The sequence below is a fragment of the Kitasatospora sp. NPDC032757 genome (genome assembly GCF_055579305.1).
This window is the reverse complement of record NZ_JBVINN010000001.1, coordinates 469,030-487,101: the sequence shown is the minus strand read 5'-3', so window position 1 is coordinate 487,101 and position 18,072 is coordinate 469,030. Positions and strand designations below refer to the sequence as shown.

Annotated in this window: 19 protein-coding genes; 12 read left to right on the top strand and 7 right to left on the bottom strand. The window is 73.7% G+C overall.

The annotated features are described in order from the left end of the window. Positions 1-102: 102 nt before the first annotated feature. The 8 genes from ACZ5WK_RS02155 to ACZ5WK_RS02120 all read left to right on the top strand — a co-directional run bounded on the left by ACZ5WK_RS02155 (position 103) and on the right by ACZ5WK_RS02120 (position 8,746). Positions 103-1,215, top strand: a complete 1,113-nt coding sequence (locus tag ACZ5WK_RS02155; protein WP_465544037.1) for a quinone-dependent dihydroorotate dehydrogenase — start codon at positions 103-105, stop codon at positions 1,213-1,215. 38 nt (positions 1,216-1,253) lie between these two features. Then, positions 1,254-2,087, top strand: coding sequence for an orotidine-5'-phosphate decarboxylase (gene pyrF / locus ACZ5WK_RS02150; RefSeq protein ID WP_465544035.1), 834 nt, complete (start codon positions 1,254-1,256; stop codon positions 2,085-2,087). A 438-nt stretch (positions 2,088-2,525) separates the two neighbouring features. Beyond that, entirely contained in the window at positions 2,526-2,852 is a 327-nt protein-coding gene (gene mihF / locus ACZ5WK_RS02145) for an integration host factor, actinobacterial type (RefSeq protein ID WP_030056187.1), read from the top strand. Between the two features lie 49 nt (positions 2,853-2,901). Next, entirely contained in the window at positions 2,902-3,459 is a 558-nt protein-coding gene (gene gmk, locus ACZ5WK_RS02140; RefSeq protein WP_396321638.1) for a guanylate kinase, read from the top strand. Between the two features lie 37 nt (positions 3,460-3,496). Beyond that, the gene (gene rpoZ, locus ACZ5WK_RS02135; RefSeq protein WP_030240625.1) at positions 3,497-3,763 is read left to right on the top strand and encodes a DNA-directed RNA polymerase subunit omega; all 267 of its coding nucleotides are present in this window, start codon (positions 3,497-3,499) and stop codon (positions 3,761-3,763) included. A gap of 168 nt (positions 3,764-3,931) precedes the next feature. Beyond that, positions 3,932-5,167 (top strand): bifunctional phosphopantothenoylcysteine decarboxylase/phosphopantothenate--cysteine ligase CoaBC, encoded by a 1,236-nt coding sequence (coaBC, locus tag ACZ5WK_RS02130; protein ID WP_465544032.1) that lies wholly within the window; start codon positions 3,932-3,934, stop codon positions 5,165-5,167. 151 nt (positions 5,168-5,318) lie between these two features. Beyond that, positions 5,319-6,542: a methionine adenosyltransferase gene (gene metK, locus ACZ5WK_RS02125; protein WP_465544030.1), complete on the top strand. Its 1,224-nt coding sequence runs from the start codon at positions 5,319-5,321 to the stop codon at positions 6,540-6,542. Between the two features lie 116 nt (positions 6,543-6,658). Continuing rightward, a complete protein-coding gene (locus tag ACZ5WK_RS02120; protein WP_465544028.1) occupies positions 6,659-8,746 on the top strand; it encodes a primosomal protein N' in 2,088 nt (695 codons plus the stop codon). A gap of 44 nt (positions 8,747-8,790) precedes the next feature. Here the strand turns inward: ACZ5WK_RS02120 and ACZ5WK_RS02115 are convergent, their stop codons facing one another. After that, entirely contained in the window at positions 8,791-9,390 is a 600-nt protein-coding gene (locus tag ACZ5WK_RS02115; protein ID WP_465544026.1) for a hypothetical protein, read from the bottom strand. 253 nt (positions 9,391-9,643) lie between these two features. Between ACZ5WK_RS02115 and def the strand changes: the two genes are divergently transcribed. Both def and fmt read left to right on the top strand, forming a co-directional pair. Then, complete coding sequence (def, locus tag ACZ5WK_RS02110) at positions 9,644-10,189, top strand: peptide deformylase (protein WP_465544024.1); 546 nt, start codon at positions 9,644-9,646, stop codon at positions 10,187-10,189. Positions 10,190-10,260: 71 nt separating this feature from the next. Further along, positions 10,261-11,208 (top strand): methionyl-tRNA formyltransferase, encoded by a 948-nt coding sequence (gene fmt / locus ACZ5WK_RS02105; RefSeq protein WP_465544022.1) that lies wholly within the window; start codon positions 10,261-10,263, stop codon positions 11,206-11,208. A 44-nt stretch (positions 11,209-11,252) separates the two neighbouring features. Here fmt and ACZ5WK_RS02100 read toward each other — a convergent pair whose 3' ends face one another. Continuing rightward, a complete protein-coding gene (locus tag ACZ5WK_RS02100) occupies positions 11,253-12,533 on the bottom strand; it encodes an outer membrane protein assembly factor BamB family protein (RefSeq protein WP_465544020.1) in 1,281 nt (426 codons plus the stop codon). A gap of 166 nt (positions 12,534-12,699) precedes the next feature. Between ACZ5WK_RS02100 and ACZ5WK_RS02095 the strand changes: the two genes are divergently transcribed. Further along, the gene (locus tag ACZ5WK_RS02095) at positions 12,700-14,145 is read left to right on the top strand and encodes an RsmB/NOP family class I SAM-dependent RNA methyltransferase (protein ID WP_465544018.1); all 1,446 of its coding nucleotides are present in this window, start codon (positions 12,700-12,702) and stop codon (positions 14,143-14,145) included. 138 nt (positions 14,146-14,283) lie between these two features. Further along, positions 14,284-15,240, top strand: coding sequence for a MerR family transcriptional regulator (locus ACZ5WK_RS02090; protein ID WP_465544016.1), 957 nt, complete (start codon positions 14,284-14,286; stop codon positions 15,238-15,240). Positions 15,241-15,299: 59 nt separating this feature from the next. Here the strand turns inward: ACZ5WK_RS02090 and ACZ5WK_RS02085 are convergent, their stop codons facing one another. The 5 genes from ACZ5WK_RS02085 to ACZ5WK_RS02065 all read right to left on the bottom strand — a co-directional run bounded on the left by ACZ5WK_RS02085 (position 15,300) and on the right by ACZ5WK_RS02065 (position 17,996). Then, positions 15,300-15,491, bottom strand: a complete 192-nt coding sequence (locus ACZ5WK_RS02085) for a tetratricopeptide repeat protein (protein ID WP_465544348.1) — start codon at positions 15,489-15,491, stop codon at positions 15,300-15,302. Next, positions 15,488-16,006: a hypothetical protein gene (locus tag ACZ5WK_RS02080; protein ID WP_465544014.1), complete on the bottom strand. Its 519-nt coding sequence runs from the start codon at positions 16,004-16,006 to the stop codon at positions 15,488-15,490. Before ACZ5WK_RS02080 ends, ACZ5WK_RS02085 begins: the two co-directional genes overlap by 4 nt. Continuing rightward, positions 16,003-16,419 carry a hypothetical protein gene (locus ACZ5WK_RS02075; protein WP_465544012.1) on the bottom strand — a complete coding sequence of 139 codons (417 nt, stop codon included), beginning with the start codon at positions 16,417-16,419 and terminating at the stop codon, positions 16,003-16,005. The genes ACZ5WK_RS02080 and ACZ5WK_RS02075 overlap by 4 nt, the downstream gene beginning before the upstream one ends. A gap of 90 nt (positions 16,420-16,509) precedes the next feature. Next, a complete protein-coding gene (locus ACZ5WK_RS02070) occupies positions 16,510-17,415 on the bottom strand; it encodes a GlxA family transcriptional regulator (RefSeq protein ID WP_465544010.1) in 906 nt (301 codons plus the stop codon). Then, positions 17,412-17,996, bottom strand: coding sequence for a cysteine hydrolase family protein (locus ACZ5WK_RS02065; RefSeq protein WP_465544008.1), 585 nt, complete (start codon positions 17,994-17,996; stop codon positions 17,412-17,414). The genes ACZ5WK_RS02070 and ACZ5WK_RS02065 overlap by 4 nt, the downstream gene beginning before the upstream one ends. Between the last annotated feature and the right edge of the window lie 76 nt (positions 17,997-18,072).

The window sequence follows — 18,072 nt, the reverse complement described above, 5'->3', positions numbered from 1 at the left end:
CTGCCATGCCCACCCTCCCCAGCCTTTCGGCCGGGGGGACCCCCAGGCCCGCCACCGCCACCCTGCCGACGGGCTGCGCCCGCCCCCGATGGGAGCCCTGTTTTGTACAAGCTGCTGTTCGACCTCGTGTTCAAGAAGATGGACCCGGAGAAGGCCCACCACCTCGCCTTCTTCTGGATCCGGCTGGCCGCCTCGGTGCCCGGGCTGCGCACCGTGGTCAAGCTGGTGCTCGCCCCGCGCGACCGGGCGCTGCGCACCACGGCCCTCGGCCTCGACCTGCCCGGCCCGTTCGGCCTCGCGGCCGGCTTCGACAAGAACGGCGTCGGCATCGACGGCCTGTCGATGATCGGCTTCGACTACGTCGAGATCGGCACCATCACCGGCGAGCCGCAGCCGGGCAACCCGGCCCCGCGGCTGTTCCGCCTGGTCGAGGACCGCGCGCTGATCAACCGGATGGGCTTCAACAACCAGGGCTCGGCCCGGGTCGCCGCCCGCCTCGCCCAGCGCCCGCACACCACCTCCACCCCGGTCGTCGGCATCAACATCGGCAAGACCAAGGTGGTCGAGGAGGCCGACGCGATCGGCGACTACGTCAAGTCCACCGAGCGGCTCGCCAAGTACGCCGACTACCTGGTGGTCAACGTCAGCTCCCCGAACACCCCCGGGCTGCGCAACCTCCAGGCCGTCTCGCACCTCGGGCCGCTGCTCGAGGCCGTCCGTGAGGCCGCCGACCGCTCCACCGCGCACCACGTGCCGCTGCTGGTCAAGATCGCCCCCGACCTGGCCGACGAGGACGTCGACGCGGTCGCCGACCTCGCCCTGGAGCTGGGCCTCGACGGCATCATCGCCACCAACACCACCATCGGCCGCGAGGGCCTGCGCACCCCCGCCGCCCGGGTCGAGGAGATCGGCATGGGCGGCCTGTCCGGCGCCCCGCTCAAGGAGCGCGCGCTGGAGGTGCTCCAGCGCCTGCGCGCTCGCACCGAGGGCCGGCTGACGCTGGTCTCGGTCGGCGGCATCGAGACCGCCGAGGACGCCTGGCAGCGCATCGTCCACGGCGCCGACCTTGTCCAGGGCTACAGCGCCTTCATCTACCAGGGACCGTTCTGGTGCCGCGGCATCCACAAGGGCCTCTCCGCCCGGGTCCGGGCCGGCGGCTTCCGCGACCTGGCCGCCGCCGTCGGCAGCGCCGTCCCCGCCCGCAAGGCCTCCTGAACCCCCCCACGCTCTCCCGCCCCTCCGGAAAGGACGTCATGACCCTCGCCCCCTTCGGCGCCCGCCTGCGCCAGGCCCTCGACACCCGCGGCCAGCTCTGCGTCGGCATCGACCCGCACGCCTCCCTGCTCGCCGCCTGGGGGCTGGAGGACTCCGTCGCGGGCCTGGAGACCTTCAGCCGGACCGTCGTCGAGGCCCTGGCCGACCGGGTGGCCGTGCTCAAGCCGCAGGCCGCCTTCTTCGAGCGCTTCGGCTCCAAGGGCGTCGCGGTGCTGGAGAAGTCCGTCGAGGAGGCCCGCTCGGCCGGCGCCCTCGTCCTGATGGACGCCAAGCGCGGCGACATCGGCTCCACCATGGCCGCCTACGCGGAGGCCTTCCTCGCCGCGGGCAGCCCGCTCTTCTCCGACGCCGTCACCGTGAGCCCCTACCTCGGCTTCGGCTCGCTGCGCCCGGCGCTCGACCTGGCCGCCGCCAACGGCGCGGGCGTCTTCGCGCTGGCGCTCACCTCGAACCCCGAGGGCGCCGAGGTGCAGCGCGCGGTCGGCGCCGGCGGCGAGACGGTGGCCGCCTCGGTGCTGCGGCAGCTGGCTGCCGAGAACGCCGGCGCCGAGCCGCTCGGCTCCTTCGGCGCGGTGGTCGGCGCGACCCTGGCCGACGCGGGCGTGGACCTGGCGATCAACGGCCCGCTGCTGGCTCCCGGCATCGGCGCCCAGGGCGCCACCATGGCGGACCTGCCGCGCGTCTTCGGCGCCTCGGTGCGCAACGTGGTGCCGAGCGTCAGCCGGGACGTGCTGAAGCACGGCCCGTCGGTGCCGGCCCTGCGGGAGGCGGCGGACCGCTTCGTCCAGGAGTACGCGGACGCGGTGAAGTGAGTCCGCGAGGCGGTGAAGTGAGCCCACGGAGGCGGTGAAGCGCGTCCGCGGACGCGGGGCGGCGAACCTCGACGGGGCGGTGGGACGAGCCGCGCGGACGCGGTGAAGCGGCCCGATGACCCTGCGCAGTGGCGCGAGGGGGCGGCGCGGCGTCTCACGGCCTGACGTGAGCGCGGTCACATCGGTACCGCCAAAGGTCCGCAATCGCGGTCATTTTGCCCGGGAAAGTCCTGGTCGGCCTTGGCTGACCAGGACTTTTCGTGTTCTTTTCCTGACGTGGCGCCGCAATCCGGGTAGTGTCCGGCGATAGGTCATCGAAGAGCGGCGATTCCCGTTGCTCTCGCAGGTCAGAGCCGTGAGGTTCCACTGCGGCCGGTGTCCTGGGAACCAAACCAGTCATAGCTCAATCCCTTCCTTCCACACCCTGAGGTGAACGGCGTGGCTCTTCCGCCCCTTACCCCTGAACAGCGCACCGCCGCGCTCGCCAAGGCCGCCGAGGCTCGCCGGGAGCGCGCCGAGGTCAAGAACCGGCTCAAGCACTCCGGCGCCTCCCTGCACGAGGTGATCAAGGCCGGCAAGGCCGACAACGACGTGATCGGCAAGATGAAGGTCTCCGCTCTGCTGGAGTCCCTTCCGGGTGTCGGCAAGGTCCGCGCCAAGCAGATCATGGAGCGCCTCGGCATCAGTGAGAGCCGTCGCGTCCGTGGCCTCGGTACGAACCAGATCGCCTCCCTGGAGCGGGAGTTCGGCGGCGGTGCCGCCTGACCGTGCCCCCGTGGTCCCGGGATCGTCCGAGATCCGGGATAATCGGTGCATGAGTGAGCGTCCGCGGCTGACCGTGCTCTCCGGCCCTTCGGGGGTCGGCAAGAGCACGGTCGTCGCTCATATGAGGAAGCAGCACCCCGAGGTCTGGCTCTCGGTGTCGGCGACGACCCGCCACCCGAGGCCGGGCGAGCAGAACGGGGTCCAGTACCACTTCGTCGACAACGACGAGTTCGACAAGCTGATCGCCAACGGCGAGCTGCTGGAGTGGGCCGTCTTCGCCGGCAACCGCTACGGCACCCCGCGTTCGGCGGTGCTGGAGAAGCTGGAGCGCGGCGAGCCCGTCCTGCTGGAGATCGATCTGCAGGGCGCCCGCCAGGTGCGCGAGTCGATGCCCGAGGCGCAGCTGGTCTTCCTGGCTCCGCCGAGCTGGGACGAGCTGGTCCGCCGGCTCACCGGCCGGGGCACCGAGCCGCAGGACGTGATCGAGAAGCGGCTGGAGGCAGCCAAGGTCGAGCTGGCCGCCGAGACGGAGTTCGACACCACCCTTGTCAACACCTCCGTCGAGCAGGTAGCGACCGAACTGCTAGCCTTGCTCGGTGTAGCCTGACCTGTCTGTCTTTTCCACCCTTTCGGAAGGTTTTCGCGTGTCCTCTTCCATGACCGCGCCCGAGGGCATCATCAACCCGCCGATCGACGAGCTGCTTGAGGCCACCGACTCCAAGTACAGCCTCGTGATCTACGCCGCCAAGCGCGCGCGTCAGATCAACGCGTACTACTCGCAGCTCGGTGAGGGCCTGCTGGAGTACGTCGGCCCGCTGGTCGACACCCACGTGCACGAGAAGCCGCTGTCGATCGCGCTGCGCGAGATCAACGCGGGCATGCTGACCGCCGAGGCGATCGAGGCGGCCTGAGCCTTCTCCCGAAGGGCCCGTCGGACTTGTTCCGGCGGGCCCTTCGGCGTTCCCGGGGGCTGTGGGATCCGCCACAGGACGGGCACTGTGCGGGTGCTCGCCGGGGGGCCGTAGGGTGAGCACGCTCCAGATGTGGAGGAAGGCGCCGAGGTGGAGGAGACCGGGAGAATGAGCGCGACTTCGGACCGGACGGACGCCCCGCGCGTCGTCCTCGGCGTCAGCGGCGGGATCGCCGCGTACAAGGCGTGCGAGCTGCTGCGACGGTTCACCGAGTCCGGCCACCAGGTCACCGTGGTGCCCACCGAGGCCGCGCTGCACTTCGTCGGCGAGGCCACCTGGGCCGCCCTCTCCGGCCGGCCGGCCGCCACCGAGACCTGGGACCGCGTCCACGAGGTGCCGCACGTGCGGATCGGGCAGACCGCCGACCTGGTGGTGGTCGCCCCCGCCACCGCGGACCTGATGGCCAAGGCCGCCCACGGGCTCGCCGACGACCTGCTCACCAACACGCTGCTCACCGCGCGCTGCCCGGTGGTGCTGGCGCCCGCGATGCACACCGAGATGTGGGAGCACCCGGCCACCCGGGAGAACGTCGCCACGCTGCGCCGCCGGGGCGTGATCGTGCTGGAGCCCGCCGTCGGGCGGCTGACCGGCAAGGACACCGGCAAGGGACGGCTGCCCGAGCCGTCCGCGATCTTCGACGCCTGCCGGGCCGTGCTGCGGCACGGCGGCGTCCGCTCCGACCTGGCCGGCCGGCACGTGGTGGTCTCGGCCGGCGGCACCCGGGAGCCGCTCGACCCGGTGCGCTTCCTCGGCAACCGCTCCTCCGGCAAGCAGGGCTACGCGCTGGCCGTGACCGCCGCCGCGCGCGGCGCGCGGGTGACGCTGCTCTCGGCCAACGCCGAGCTGCCCGACCCGGCCGGCGTCGATGTGGTGCACGTCTCGACCGCGCTGGAGCTGCGGGACGCCGCGCTGAAGGCGGCGGCCGACGCGGACGCGGTGGTGATGGCCGCGGCGGTCGCCGACTTCCGGCCGGCCGAGTACGCCACCGGCAAGATCAAGAAGGTCGAGGGGGTCGAGCCGGCGCCGGTCGCACTGGTGCGGAACCCGGACATCCTGGCCGAGATCTCCGCCCACCGGCCCCGTTCGGCTCAACTGGTCGTGGGTTTCGCGGCGGAGACCGACGACGTGCTCGCCAACGGCCGGGCCAAGCTCGCCCGCAAGGGCTGTGACCTGCTGGTCGTCAACGAGGTGGGCAACGGAAAGGCCTTCGGCCAGGACGTCAACGAGGCCGTTGTCCTGGGTTCGGACGGCAGTGAGACGGCGGTGCCGGTGGGCCTCAAGGAGGCGCTCGCCGACGTGGTCTGGGACCTGGTCGCCGAGCGGCTGGAAACGATCGCCGACTGATCCAGACCGGTGATCGTCCGATCTCAAAATTTCGGATTGGAGTGACGCGTGCCGGTAGCTGACCGTTACACTCCAGGAATCAAGTCTTTCCGGATGTCCCCGGTTCGCCGGGGGCCTTCAGTCAGCAGCCGCTGCAACCCCAGGGAGCGCTGTGTCTCGCCGCCTGTTCACCTCGGAGTCCGTGACCGAGGGACACCCCGACAAGATCGCTGACCAGATCAGCGACACCATCCTCGACGCTCTGCTGCGGGAGGACCCGACCTCGCGGGTCGCCGTGGAGACGCTGATCACCACCGGCCAGGTGCACGTGGCCGGCGAGGTGACGACCAAGGCGTACGCGCCGATCGCGCAGCTCGTCCGGGACAAGATCCTGGAGATCGGCTACGACAGCTCGAAGAAGGGCTTCGACGGCGCCTCCTGCGGCGTGTCGGTGTCCATCGGTGCCCAGTCGCCCGACATCGCACAGGGTGTCGACACGGCGTACGAGGCCCGGGTCGAGGGCTCCGCCCAGGGGGACGACGCAGACGACCTGGACAAGCAGGGCGCCGGTGACCAGGGCCTGATGTTCGGCTACGCCTCGGACGAGACGCCGGAGCTGATGCCGCTGCCGATCACCCTGGCGCACCGCCTGTCGCGCCGCCTGTCCGAGGTGCGCAAGAACGGGACGATCCCGTACCTGCGCCCGGACGGCAAGACCCAGGTCACCATCGAGTACGACGGCGACAAGGCCGTCCGCCTGGACACCGTGGTCGTGTCCTCGCAGCACGCCAGTGACATCGACCTGGACTCGCTGCTGACCCCGGACATCCGCGAGTTCGTCGTCGAGCCGGAGCTGAAGGCGCTCGCCGAGCAGGGCATCAAGCTGGTGACCGACGGCTACCGCCTCCTGGTCAACCCGACCGGCCGCTTCGAGATCGGCGGCCCGATGGGCGACGCCGGCCTGACCGGCCGCAAGATCATCATCGACACCTACGGCGGCATGGCCCGTCACGGCGGTGGCGCCTTCTCGGGCAAGGACCCGTCCAAGGTGGACCGCTCGGCCGCGTACGCGATGCGCTGGGTGGCGAAGAACATCGTCGCCGCCGGCCTCGCCCGCCGCGCCGAGGTGCAGGTCGCGTACGCGATCGGCAAGGCCGAGCCCGTCGGCCTCTTCGTGGAGACCTTCGGCACCGAGACCGTTCCGGTGCTGGCGATCCAGAAGGCCGTGACCGAGGTGTTCGACCTCCGCCCGGCCGCGATCATCCGCGACCTCGACCTGCTGCGGCCCATCTACGCCCAGACCGCCGCGTACGGCCACTTCGGCCGTGAGCTGGCGGACTTCACCTGGGAGCGGACCGACCGGGTCGAGCAGCTGAAGAAGGCTGTGCAGGACTGATCATCTGATCGGCTCACCGCAGGCGGCGGCCCCCCGGGTACCGGGGAGCCGCCGCCTGCGGCGTTGTGCGGGGGTTGTTGGGGTTCTGTCGGTGTGACCTGGTAGTACTGGGAGCGATGAGCAGCGCGCAGGGGAGTGAGGACGAGGGCGGGGGCCCGGAGCAGCTGGCGTTCATCCGCGAGACGGTCCGCCGGGCCAAGCCCCGGACGTGGCGTGGCGCCAAGCGGGCCGAGCACCTGCCGGTCGCCCGGGTGGTGGTCGACAAGGGCGTGCTGACCATCGACAAGTTCTTCGACTACGAGGTGCCCGCCGCGATGGCGGAGGAGGCACTCCCCGGGGTCCGGGTCCGGGTGCGGTTCGGGGCCCGGGTGGTGAAGGGCCAGCGCGAGGGCGGGGAGCTGCACGACGGATTCATCGTCGCCCGGCTGGAGAAGAGCGACTTCGCCGGCCCGCTGGCGCCACTCGCCCAGGTGCTCTCGCCCGAGCCGGTGCTCACCCCGCACCTGCTGCGGCTCTGCCGGACCGTCGCCGACCGGTACGCCGGCACCCTGGCCGACGTCCTCCAGCTCGCGGTGCCGCCCCGGCACGCCAAGGCCGAGGCCGAGCCCTCGCCGGCCCCCCGGCCGCGGCCCGCCGCTCCGGCGCCGGGCGGCTGGTCGCGGTACCCCGCAGGACCGGACTTCCTCGCCTCGCTGGCCGGCGGCGGCTCGCCGCGCGCGGTCTGGACGGCGCTGCCCGGCCCCGGCTGGCCGTACGAGATCGCCCGGGCCGTCGCCGCCACCCTGGCGAGCGGGCGGGGCGCGCTGGTCGTGCTGCCGGAGGGGCGCTCGGTGGCCCGGGTGGACCAGGCGCTGACCGAACTGCTGGGCGAGGGCATGCACGCCACCCTGGCCGCCGACCTCGGCCCCCGGGAGCGGTACCGGCGATGGCTGCTGGTCAGCCGCGGTTCGGTGCACGCCGCCGTCGGCACCCGCGCCGCGATGTTCGCGCCGGTGCGTGACCTCGGGCTGGTGGTCGTCTGGTCCGACGGCGACGGCAGCCACAGCGACCCGCGCGCCCCGCACCCGCACGTGCGCGAGGTGGCGCTGCTGCGCGCCGCCGAGGAGGGCGCGGGCGTACTGCTCGGCGGGCACGCCGTGACGGTCGAGGGCGCGCAGCTGGTCCGCACCGGGTGGGCCCGGCCGCTGGCCGCCGACCGGGAGACCGTCCGGCAGGTGGCGCCGCGGGTCCGCACCGTCACCGACCAGGACCAGCACCGGGACGCCGCCGCCCAGGCCGCCCGGCTGCCCTCGGTGGCCTGGGAGGTCGCCCGGGAGGCGCTGGCGAGCGGCGGGCCGGTGCTGATCCAGGTGCCCCGGCGGGGCTACGTCCCCCGGCTGTCCTGCGGCCGCTGCCGGACGCCCGCCCGGTGCCGGCGGTGCGAGGGGCCGCTGGAGGCGTCCTCCGCCGATGCGCCGCTGCGCTGCGCGTGGTGCGGGGAGCCGGAGAACGACTGGCACTGCCAGGAGTGCGGCTCGTTCCGGCTGCGGGCCCAGGTGGTCGGCGCGCGGCGGACTGCGGAGGAGCTGGGCAAGGCGTTCCCGCGCGTCCCGGTGCGGACCTCCGGACGGGATGCCGTGCTGGCGACCGTCCCCGACGAGCCTGCGCTGGTGATCTCCACCCCGGGCGCCGAGCCGGTGGTGGAGGGCGGCGGGTACGCGGCCGCGCTGCTGCTGGACGGATGGGCCCTGCTCAGCCGCCCCGACCTGCGGGCCGGGGAGGAGACGCTTCGGCTCTGGCTGGCCGCCGCCGCCCTGGTCAAGCCCTCGACGGAGGGCGGCACGGTGGTCGTTGTCGCCGAGCCGACCGCGCGGCCGGTGCAGGCACTGGTCCGCTGGGACCCGCTCGGCCACGCCGGGCTGGAGCTGGACGAACGGGCGCAGCTGCACTTCCCGCCGGTGTCGCGGATGGCCTCGGTGGCCGGCAGCCCGGCGGCGGTAGCGGACCTCCTAGGGCTGATCCGGCTGCCGTCGGAGGCCGACGTGCTCGGGCCGGTGCCGGCGCCGGCGCTGCGGGGGGAGGAGCAGGAGCGGGCGCTGCTGAGGGTGCCGCCCGGGCAGGGCGCGGCGCTGGCGGCGGCGCTCAAGGCGGCGCAGATCGCGCGGATCGCGCTGCGGACGCCGGAGGCGGTGAAGGTGCGGATCGATCCGACCGACATCGGGTGAGGGACGGCGGGATGCTCCGTCCCCCACCCGGGGCGTGCTGCCGCTCAGCCGCGTAGGGGGACGCCGGTGCGGTCGAGGCTGCTGCGGTCGAGGTTGCCGCGGTCGTGGGTGGAGCGCTCGTGGGTGGAGCGGTCCAGCGCGGCGCGGTCCAGGCCGCCCTGGCGGGCCGCCGGGACGGTCGCGGCCAGCCCGGTCGGGGCGGGCGCGGCGGCCGGCAGCTCCTCGGAGCGGTCCGGCCGGCTCGGGCCCGGCACGTCGGAGGCCGGCACCCCGCCGGCCGCCAGCAGCTCGCTGGTCGGCCGGCGCATCCCGTACCGCCGGTGCACCGCCTGCTTGGTGACCCCGAGGGCCGAGCCCACCGAGTCCCAGGAGAAGCCCAGCGCCCGGTCGAACTCGACCGCCGCCGCCACCAGCGTCTCCACGCTCTCGCGCAGCTCCTGCGCGAGACGTACCGTCGGCGCCGGCGCCCGTCCGTACACCACGAACCCCGCAGAGGTGCTGGGGCGGCGCGGACGGTAGACGTTGCCCAACTGGGCGGTGAGCGTCCGCAGAGCGTCGACCTGCCGCCTCACCCGCTCGATGTCCCGCACCAGCAGGTGCAGGCTCGCCCGCGCCCGGGCGTCGTGATTGATCTGCTCGGCCATGGCCTACGTGCCACCTTCCGTACGGTTCAGCTCGGCCGGAACGCGGTGTCCCGCGCGTTCCGGCCCTGGTCAATCTCACTTGACCAACGCCCGACCGGGGGCCGGGGTCACGCAGCCCGGCGAGTCGGGATATGCCAGATGCCCGGGCGCGGCCGGAGGAGGACGGGTGGGATTGCATAGACTGGCCGGTGGCCGGCCCAACTTCAGCAGCCCCGCCCGCCCCGACCTCCCGACGGACAGGAGCCCGTAGCCCGTGGCGATCCAGCCGATCCGCATCTTCGGAGACCCCGTCCTCCGGGCCACCGCGCAGCCGGTGATCACCTTCGACAAGGAGCTGCGCACCCTCGTCAGGGACCTCACCGACACCATGCTCGACGCCCCCGGTGCCGGCCTGGCCGCGCCTCAACTCGGTATCTCCCTGCGGGTGTTCACCTACCACGTGGACGGCGTCACCGGGCACCTGATCAACCCCGACCTGTCGCTCACCGAGGAGGAGCAGGACGGCCCCGAAGGCTGCCTCTCGCTGCCGGGCCTGCGCTACGACACCAAGCGCGCGTACGGCGTCGTCGCCAAGGGCTTCAACATGTACGGCGACCCGGTCACCGTCGAGGGCACCCACCTGCTCGCCCGCTGCATCCAGCACGAGACCGACCACCTCGACGGCATCATCTTCATCGACCGCCTCGACCGCGAGCAGCGCAAGGCCGCGTTGAAGGCGATCCGCGAGACCGACTGGGGCGGTGCCCCCGCGCCCGTCGTCAAGGTCTCGCCGCACAGCACCTTCGGGTCGGCGCGCTGACGCCGGACCGGGCCCCAGCCGCTTTCCTTCAGTTCTGACTATTTGAACTCCCGCCACCAGAAAGGCACTTGATGCGCCTCGTGTTCGCCGGCACCCCCGAGGTCGCCGTTCCCGCCCTGGACGCCCTGCTCGCCTCCGACCGGCACGAGGTCGTCGCGGTGGTCACCCGCCCCGACGCCCCCGCCGGACGCGGCCGCAAGCTGGTCGCCAGCCCCGTCGCCCAGCGCGCCGAGGAAGCCGGGATCGAGGTCCTCAAGCCGGCGAAGCCCAGCGACCCGGAGTTCGTCGCCCGCCTCACCGAACTCGCCCCCGACTGCTGCCCGGTGGTCGCCTACGGTGCGCTGCTGCGCCCCGGCACGCTGGAGATCCCCAAGCACGGCTGGGTCAACCTGCACTTCTCGCTGCTCCCCGCCTGGCGCGGCGCCGCCCCCGTCCAGCACGCGGTGCTGGCCGGCGATGAGGTCACCGGCGCGTCGACCTTCCTGATCGAACAGGGCCTGGACTCCGGCCCGGTCTTCGGCGTCCTCACCGAGGAGATCCGCGCCACCGACACCAGCGGTGAACTGCTCGACCGGCTCGCCCGCTCCGGCGCCCACCTGCTCACCGCCACCATGGACGGCATCGCCGACGGCAGCCTGCACGCCGTCCCGCAGCCCGCCGAGGGCATCACGCTCGCGCCGAAGATCACCGTCGAGGACGCCCGGATCGACTGGACCCACCCCGCGCTCCGCGTCGACCGGGTGGTGCGCGGCTGCGCCCCCGCCCCCGGCGCCTGGACCACGTTCCGCGGCGAGCGGCTCAAGGTCACCGGCCCCGTCAAGCTGGTGACGGACTCGTCGGCGCTCGCACCCGGGGAGCTGGCTGTCGGCAAGAACAGCGTCCGGGTCGGCACCGGCAGCCACGAGGTGGAGCTGGGCGAGGTGCGGCCGCAGGGCAAGAAGGCGATGCGGGCCGCGGACTGGGCCCGGGGGGCGCGGATCGAGTCCGGCGAGCGGTTCGGCCTCGTCGGCGAGGACTGACCGGGTGGCGGGCCGGCCGCGCCCGGCCGCCACCCGTGCGGGAGTCAGCCGGTGGCGGGGTAGGCGGTGAGGACCTGGCCGGTGCCCTCGGCCGGGGCGAGGCCGACGTACTCGTTGACGGCGACCGGCGCGAGCTGGGGGCTGCCGGGCCGGTCCTGGCCGGTGGAGGCGTCCAGCATGACCGGGCCGTTCTTTGTGGTCCCGTAGACGACGCCGTGCCGGACCGCGGTGACCCTCGGTGCGACGCGGGTGTTCGCGTCGTCCGGGAGCTTCCAGAGCACCTTGCCGGTGGCGGGCTCGACTGCGAAGGCCGTTGAGTCGGTGGCGCAGACGGTCACCGAGCGGCCGTCGTAGGTGCAGACGTGCGTGAACCCGCCGGAGAAGTCGAGCGTCCGCTTGCCGGTCGTGCCGTCCACCAGCCAGGCGAAGTTCTTGGCCGAGCCGTAGTCCCGGCCCTGGACGACCACGGTGGCCGGCCCGGCCGGGCGCACCGTCGTCTGGTACGAGTCGGCCTCCGCGCTCCACGCGGTCTTGCCGTCGGCGAGGTTGAGCGCCGACAGCTTCTGCCTGACGCCGTCCTGGGTGACGATGCCGACGATCTGACCCTCGGTGAGTGCGGCGCCGAAGAAGCCGTTCTGGGTCCAGAGGGTCTTCCTGGTGGCGAGGTCCACGGCGAGGACGGCGCCGTGGTCGGAGTCCGAGACGGCGACCACGGCCGTGTTGCCGCGCACGCCGAGCAGGGTCGCGTACTTGGACTCGGCGAAGCCCTGGGGCAGGTCGAGCGGCAGCGACCAGGCGGGCGCGCGGGTGCCGGCGTCCATGGCCACCAGCTCTGCGACCGCGTGGTCCACGGCGGTGCCCTGGCCGTGGACGAGCTCCGGGAAGGAACCGATCACCAGGCGCTTGCCGCCCACCTCGGCGAGCACCGGAACCTCGGCGAGACCGGAGGGCTGCTGGGTGGCGGCCGTGCCGACCACCTGGCCGGTGGTCAGGTCGACCGCCTGGAGGCCCTCCTTGGCCGGGAAGTAGGCGGTCAGGCCGTCGAGGAGGACCGCGGAGGCCTTGGCCTGGACGGGCAACGGCACGCCCTTGGCCCGGTCGAACGCGGACGGCGGGTCGAAGCTCTTGCGGGGCGTGGCCGAGGCGGTGGGCGTTGCTGTCGCCGTGGCCGTTCCCGTGGTGCCGCCGGTGCCGCCCTGGCTGCTGCCGCCGCTCTGGCCGCCGCCCCCGCTGCTGCAGGCGCCGGCCAGCAGCAGCGCCGCGGCGGCGGCTGCGATCCGTCCCGGAACTCCCGAAACCCGTCCCGAAACCAGGCGTGAACTCATTCCCGTCGACCCCCTTGTCGTCGGCCCGCCTCCCCGGCGGGCAGATGATCACCCTACTTGGACGAACGGGCGGCGGAGAGCGCCGGAAGCCGGGCCTGGGAGCCCGGGCGCGGGTTTCGCGTTACTGTTCCCTTGATAACCCCGCAGCACTTTGAGGCACACAGGTATGAGCACGCCCAGCAGCACCCCCGGCGCCAAGCGCGCGCCCCGGCCGCACCGCCGCCCGAAGAAGGACCCGGCCCGGATCGTCGCGTTCCGCGCCCTGCGCGCCGTCGACGAGCGCGACGCCTACGCGAACCTGATCCTGCCCTCCCTGCTCCGTGAGGCCGAGCAGAAGGGCATGGACCGGCGCGACGCCGCGCTCGCCACCGAACTCGTCTACGGCACCCTGCGCCTGCAGGGCACCTACGACGCGGTCATCGCCGCCTGCATCGACCGCCCGCTCAGCAAGGTCGACCCGCCGGTGCTCGACGTGCTCTCGCTCGGCGCGCACCAGCTCCTCACCACCCGCATCCCCAGCCACGCGGCGGTCTCGGCCACCGTCGAACTGGCCCGGGTGGTCCTCGGCGACGGCAAGGCCAAGTTCGTCAACGCCGTGCTGCGCCGGATCAGCGCCCACGACCTCGACACCTGGATCGGGCAGGTCGCCCCGCCGTACGACCAGGACGCCGAGGACCACCTCGCCGTCGTCCACTCCCACCCCCGCTGGGTCGTCGCCGCCCTCTGGGACTCGCTCGGCCGCTGGCAGCCCGACGCCTCCGGGCGCGCCGCCGTGGAGGAGCTGCTGCGCGCCGACAACGAGCGGCCCGAGGTCACCCTGGTGGCGCGCCCCGGCCGGGCCACCGTCGGCGAACTCGCCGACGCCCTCCCCGAGGCCGAGCCCGGCCGCTGGTCCCCGTACGCGCTGCGGCTCGCCGAGGGCGGCGACCCGGGCTCGGTGGAGGCCGTGCAGCAGAACCGGGCCGGCGTCCAGGACGAGGGCAGCCAGCTGGTCGCGCTCGCACTCGCCGCGGCACCGCTCGACGGCCCCGACCGGCTCTGGCTGGACGGCTGCGCCGGCCCCGGCGGCAAGGCCGCGCTGCTCGGCGCGCTGGCCGCCGAGCGGGGCGCCGCGCTGGTCGCCAGCGAGAGGCAGCCGCACCGCGCCCGGCTGGTCGCCCGCGCACTCGAAGGCAACCCCGGCCCGTACACCGTGATCGCCGCCGACGGCACCCGGCCGGCGTGGAAGTCCGGCGGCTTCGACCGGGTCCTGGTGGACGTCCCCTGCTCCGGCCTCGGCGCGCTGCGCCGCCGCCCGGAGGCCCGCTGGCGCCGCCGCCCGCAGGACGTCGCCGCCGTCGGCCCGCTCCAGCGGGACCTGCTGCGCTCGGCCATCGAGGCCACCCGCGTCGGTGGCGTCGTCGGCTACGCGACCTGCTCGCCGCACCTCGCGGAGACGCGCGCGGTCGTGGACGACGTGCTGCGCGAGCAGGGCGGCCGGGTCGAGTGGATCGACGCGCGCCCGCTGCTGCCGGGCGTCCCGTCGCTGGGCGAGGGGCCGGACGTGCAGCTCTGGCCGCACCTGCACGGGACGGACGCGATGTACCTGGCGCTGCTGCGGCGGACCGCGTAGCCGTTCGGGGCGGGGGCGTCAGGGGCGCCGAGGGCCGGTCGCGTGGCGACGGGTGCTCGGCGCCCTCGCCTTTGGGCGGTGCCCCGGTCGGGGCGGCGGGCTTGCATCTCCCGTAGGGGGAGGCGCGAGGGTGGGGGCATGAACGGCGACACGCTCTATTCGATCGGTGATCTGGCGCGGCGGACGGCGCTCACGGTGAAGACCGTCCGGTTCTACTCCGACCAGGGTCTGGTGGTGCCGGCCGGCCGCAACCCGGCCGGTCACCGGCGGTACGGCGTCGATGCGCTCGCCCGCCTGGACCTGATCCGGACACTGCGCGAGCTGGGGATCGGGCTGCCGGAGATCCGGCAGGTGGTGGAGCGGGAACGCCCGCTGCCGGAGGTGGCCGCTGCACACGCCGAGGCCCTGGAGGTCCAGATCCGGGTGCTACGGCTGCGGCGGGCGGTGCTGACGGCGGTGGCGCGGTGCGGATCGACCGAGGACGAGACGAATCTGATGCACCGGTTGGCGCGCCTCTCGGAGGACGAACGGCACCGGCTGACGGGGGAGTTCCTGGATGCGGTGTTCGGTGGGAGTGGCGGGTCCGGCGGGAGTGGTGGGAACGGTGGGCCTGGTGGGGCCGGCAGGTTCGGTGGGTTCGACGGGGTCCGGCGGTCGCTGACGCCCGAGCTTCCGGACGAGCCGACGGCGGAACAGGTGGAGGCGTGGCTGGAGTTGGCCGAGCTGTCCCGGGACGCGGGGTTCCGGTCCGCGCTGCGGCGGCTGGTCGAGGACGAGGCGGCCGAGCGGGCGCGGGTGGGCGCTGTGGGCGTGCGGCGTGATCTGGCTGCCGTCGTCAAGGAGTCGGCCGGTCCGGCGGTGGCGGCCGGGGTCGAACCGGACTCTCCGCAGGCCGGGGAGGTGGCCGCGGCGATCGTCCTGAGGTGCGCGCAACTCGTGGACGGGGCTGGCGAGTTGGTGGTGCGCCTGGAGCGGATGAACGACCCGCGGCGGGAGCGCTACCTGGAGTTGCTCGCGGTGGTCAACGGTTGGTCGGTGCCGGAGAGTTCGGCCGCCGTGCTGGACTGGGCGGTCAGGGCGCTGCGAGCGCGGTGAGGAGAGCGGCGGCCTGGGTGCGGCCCGGGGTGCGTTCGCCGCCGGCAGGTCGCGGCGGATCAGGGGCGGGGTCGACGCTTGTCGCGTTTCGCACGGGCCTGGGCGAGGTACCTGCGGCTGGTCAGGGTGTCGGGGTGGGTGTCGCCGAGGACCTGTTCGCGTTGGGCGAGGGTGGCTTCGTAGAGGGCGATGGCGCGTTCGAGGTCGCCCGCCCTGCGGTAGGCGTAGGCGAGGTCGGTGCGGCTGTTCAGGGTCTCGGGGTGGGTCTCGCCGAAGAGCTGCTCGTGCTGGGTGAGAGCGCCCAGGTGATCCGCTCCTGATCGGCGGCGTGTGCGGCCCAGGTGGGGGCGAGCCGTGCGGCCAGCGCGGCGAGGGACTGTTCCAGCCGGGCCGGGGACTCGGCGTTGATCCACCAGATGAGGGTGTGGTCGTCGCGCCGGCAGTGGGCGTAGTACAGCGCGAGGGTCGTCTTGCCGATGCCGCCGAGCCCGTGGACGGCCGGCACCGGTGTGACGGCGGAGCCGCCGTCGGAGGTCAGCACGCGCTGAAGCCAGGCGAGTTCGTCCTCGCGGCCGACACAGAGCGGGCGCGGGCCGAGGTTGTTGGTGCCGGGCGGGGCGGGGGTGCCGCGGGCCGAGGCGAGCGCGTCGGCGGTCAGGATGACGTTGCCGGTGATGACGTCGCCGGTGATGACGGTGCCGATCGAGCCGGCGGCGATCGAGCGCGGGCCCGCGGCGGTGGCCGACGTGGCGGCGGGGTCGGTCACGAGTCGGTGCGGTGCCCGTCGCCGGTGATGGCGGTGCGGATGGTGTGGGCCGCGATCGAACGTTCGCCGGCCGCGGTGACGGTGATCGAGGGCGCCGGCGGGGCGGCGAGGAACTCGGCGAGCTCGCTGCGGAGTTCGGGGTCATCGCGCAGGGCGCGCCGGAGGTGCAGGCGCAGTGCCGATGCGACGGCATCCGGGTCCTCGTCCGCGTCCGCGACCGTCGCCTCCAGTTCGGCGCGCCGCGTGGCGTCGCCGCGGCGCCAGACGCGCTGGAGCAGACGGCGGCCGGCATTGGCGGTGGCGTCGGCCGCGGCGTCCTCGGCGCGGGTGAGGACGGCGGTGCCGTAGGCGCCCAGGGCGCCCGTCAGGTAGGGGCCGGCCTGGGTCAGGAGTTCGGCGATCTCTGCGCTCAACGGATCGGCCCCGGGAGTGGTTGATCTGGTGTCAAGGGTCATTCTGGCACTGCCGCGAGGCTTCCGGCAGCCGGTCCGGGCGGCGGCGTTTCAGCCGCGGGCGCGGAGGCGCCGGAGCATGCGCGCGTCCTGGAAGCCGACGGCCCGGGCGGCGGACTCGGCGGTCGCGCCGTGGGAGATGAGGTGTTCGGCGCGCTCGACCCGGAGTTCCTGCTGGTAGCGGAGCGGCGTGAGCCCGGTGGCCTCGGTGAAGTGGCGGGTCAGGGTCCGTTCGCTGACGCCGGAGGCCGCGGCGAGGCCGGCGAGGCCGAGACGGGTGGTGAAGCGGGCGTCGATGAGGTCCTGCGCGCGGTGGACGGCGTCGACCAGGTGGGCGCGGTGCCGGAGCATGGCGCTGGTCTGCTGCTCGTCGCCGTTGCGCCGGGCGTAGACGACCATCTCGCGGGCGATCCGGGCGGCCGCAGCGGGTCCGTGGCGCACGGCGACGAGGTGCAGGGCGAGGTCGATGCCGCTGGCGATGCCGGCGGAGGTGACCACGCGGTCGTCCACCACGTAGAGCACGTCGCGGACGACGGTCGCCCGAGGATGGCGCAGGGCGAGTTCGTCCTGCACGTCGTGGTGGGTGGTGCAGCGGCGGCCGTCCAGCAGCCCGGCACGGCCGAGGGCGTCGGCACCCGCGCAGACGCTGGCGACGGTGCCGCCCGCCGCGTGGTGCGCGGCCAGCCGGCCCAGGGTGGCCGGCAGCAGCTCGCCGTGGGCCCGCAGCACGGGGGCGCGCCAGCCGGGGACGACGAGCAGGTCGTCGGCGGTCAGCTCCGGCCACGCGGTGGCGGCCCGGAGAGTGAGGCCCTGGGCGGTCGGGACGTCCTCCTGCTCGGCCACGTAGCCGATCTCGTACCCGAGGCCGTGGTCGGCCGCGGTGGAGAACACCTGGGCGGGCCCGGCGAGGTCGAGCAGGTGCAGCTGCGGCACGAGCAGGAAGACGACACGTGTCACGATCCGGTCAGCTCCTCGACGGTGGCGATCCGGGCGAACCGCCCGGCGAGAGCGTACTCGGTGCGGGCGATGACCTCGTCGGTGGAGAGGGTGAGCGGGTCGGCGAGGATCTCGTCCAGGCTGCGCCCGGGCGGGGCGTCGCGGTGCTCGATGGGGTGGGTCGCGGTGGCGTCGGTGACGAAGGTGACCCGGTACCCGAGGTCGGCGGCGATCCGGGTGGTGGTCTCGCAGCACTGCTCGGTGCGGATGCCGCTGACGACCAGTTCGCGGATGCCGCGCTCGGTGAGCAGCTGCTGGAGGTTGGTGGTGGTGAAGGCGTTGTGCGAGGTCTTGGTGATGACGGGCTCGCCGGCGGCGGGGGTGAGGCCCTCGATCGGGCGGACGTGGCCGAGGGCGGGGTCGAAGACGTTGCCGGTGCCGGGCTCGGCGTGCAGGACCCAGACGACGAGGTCACCGTTGGCGCGGGTGTGCTCGACGAGGCGGTTCACCTGGCCGACGATGCCGGGGTTGGAGACGGCCGCCCAGTTGGCCCGCTGCCGGAAGGACTCCTGGACGTCGATGACGACGAGTGCGCTGTTCATGCCTCGATCATGGTGGGTGCGGGCACGCGCCTGAAGGCATCATCGGGGCCGGGTGCGGAACGATCCGGTCAGGGTG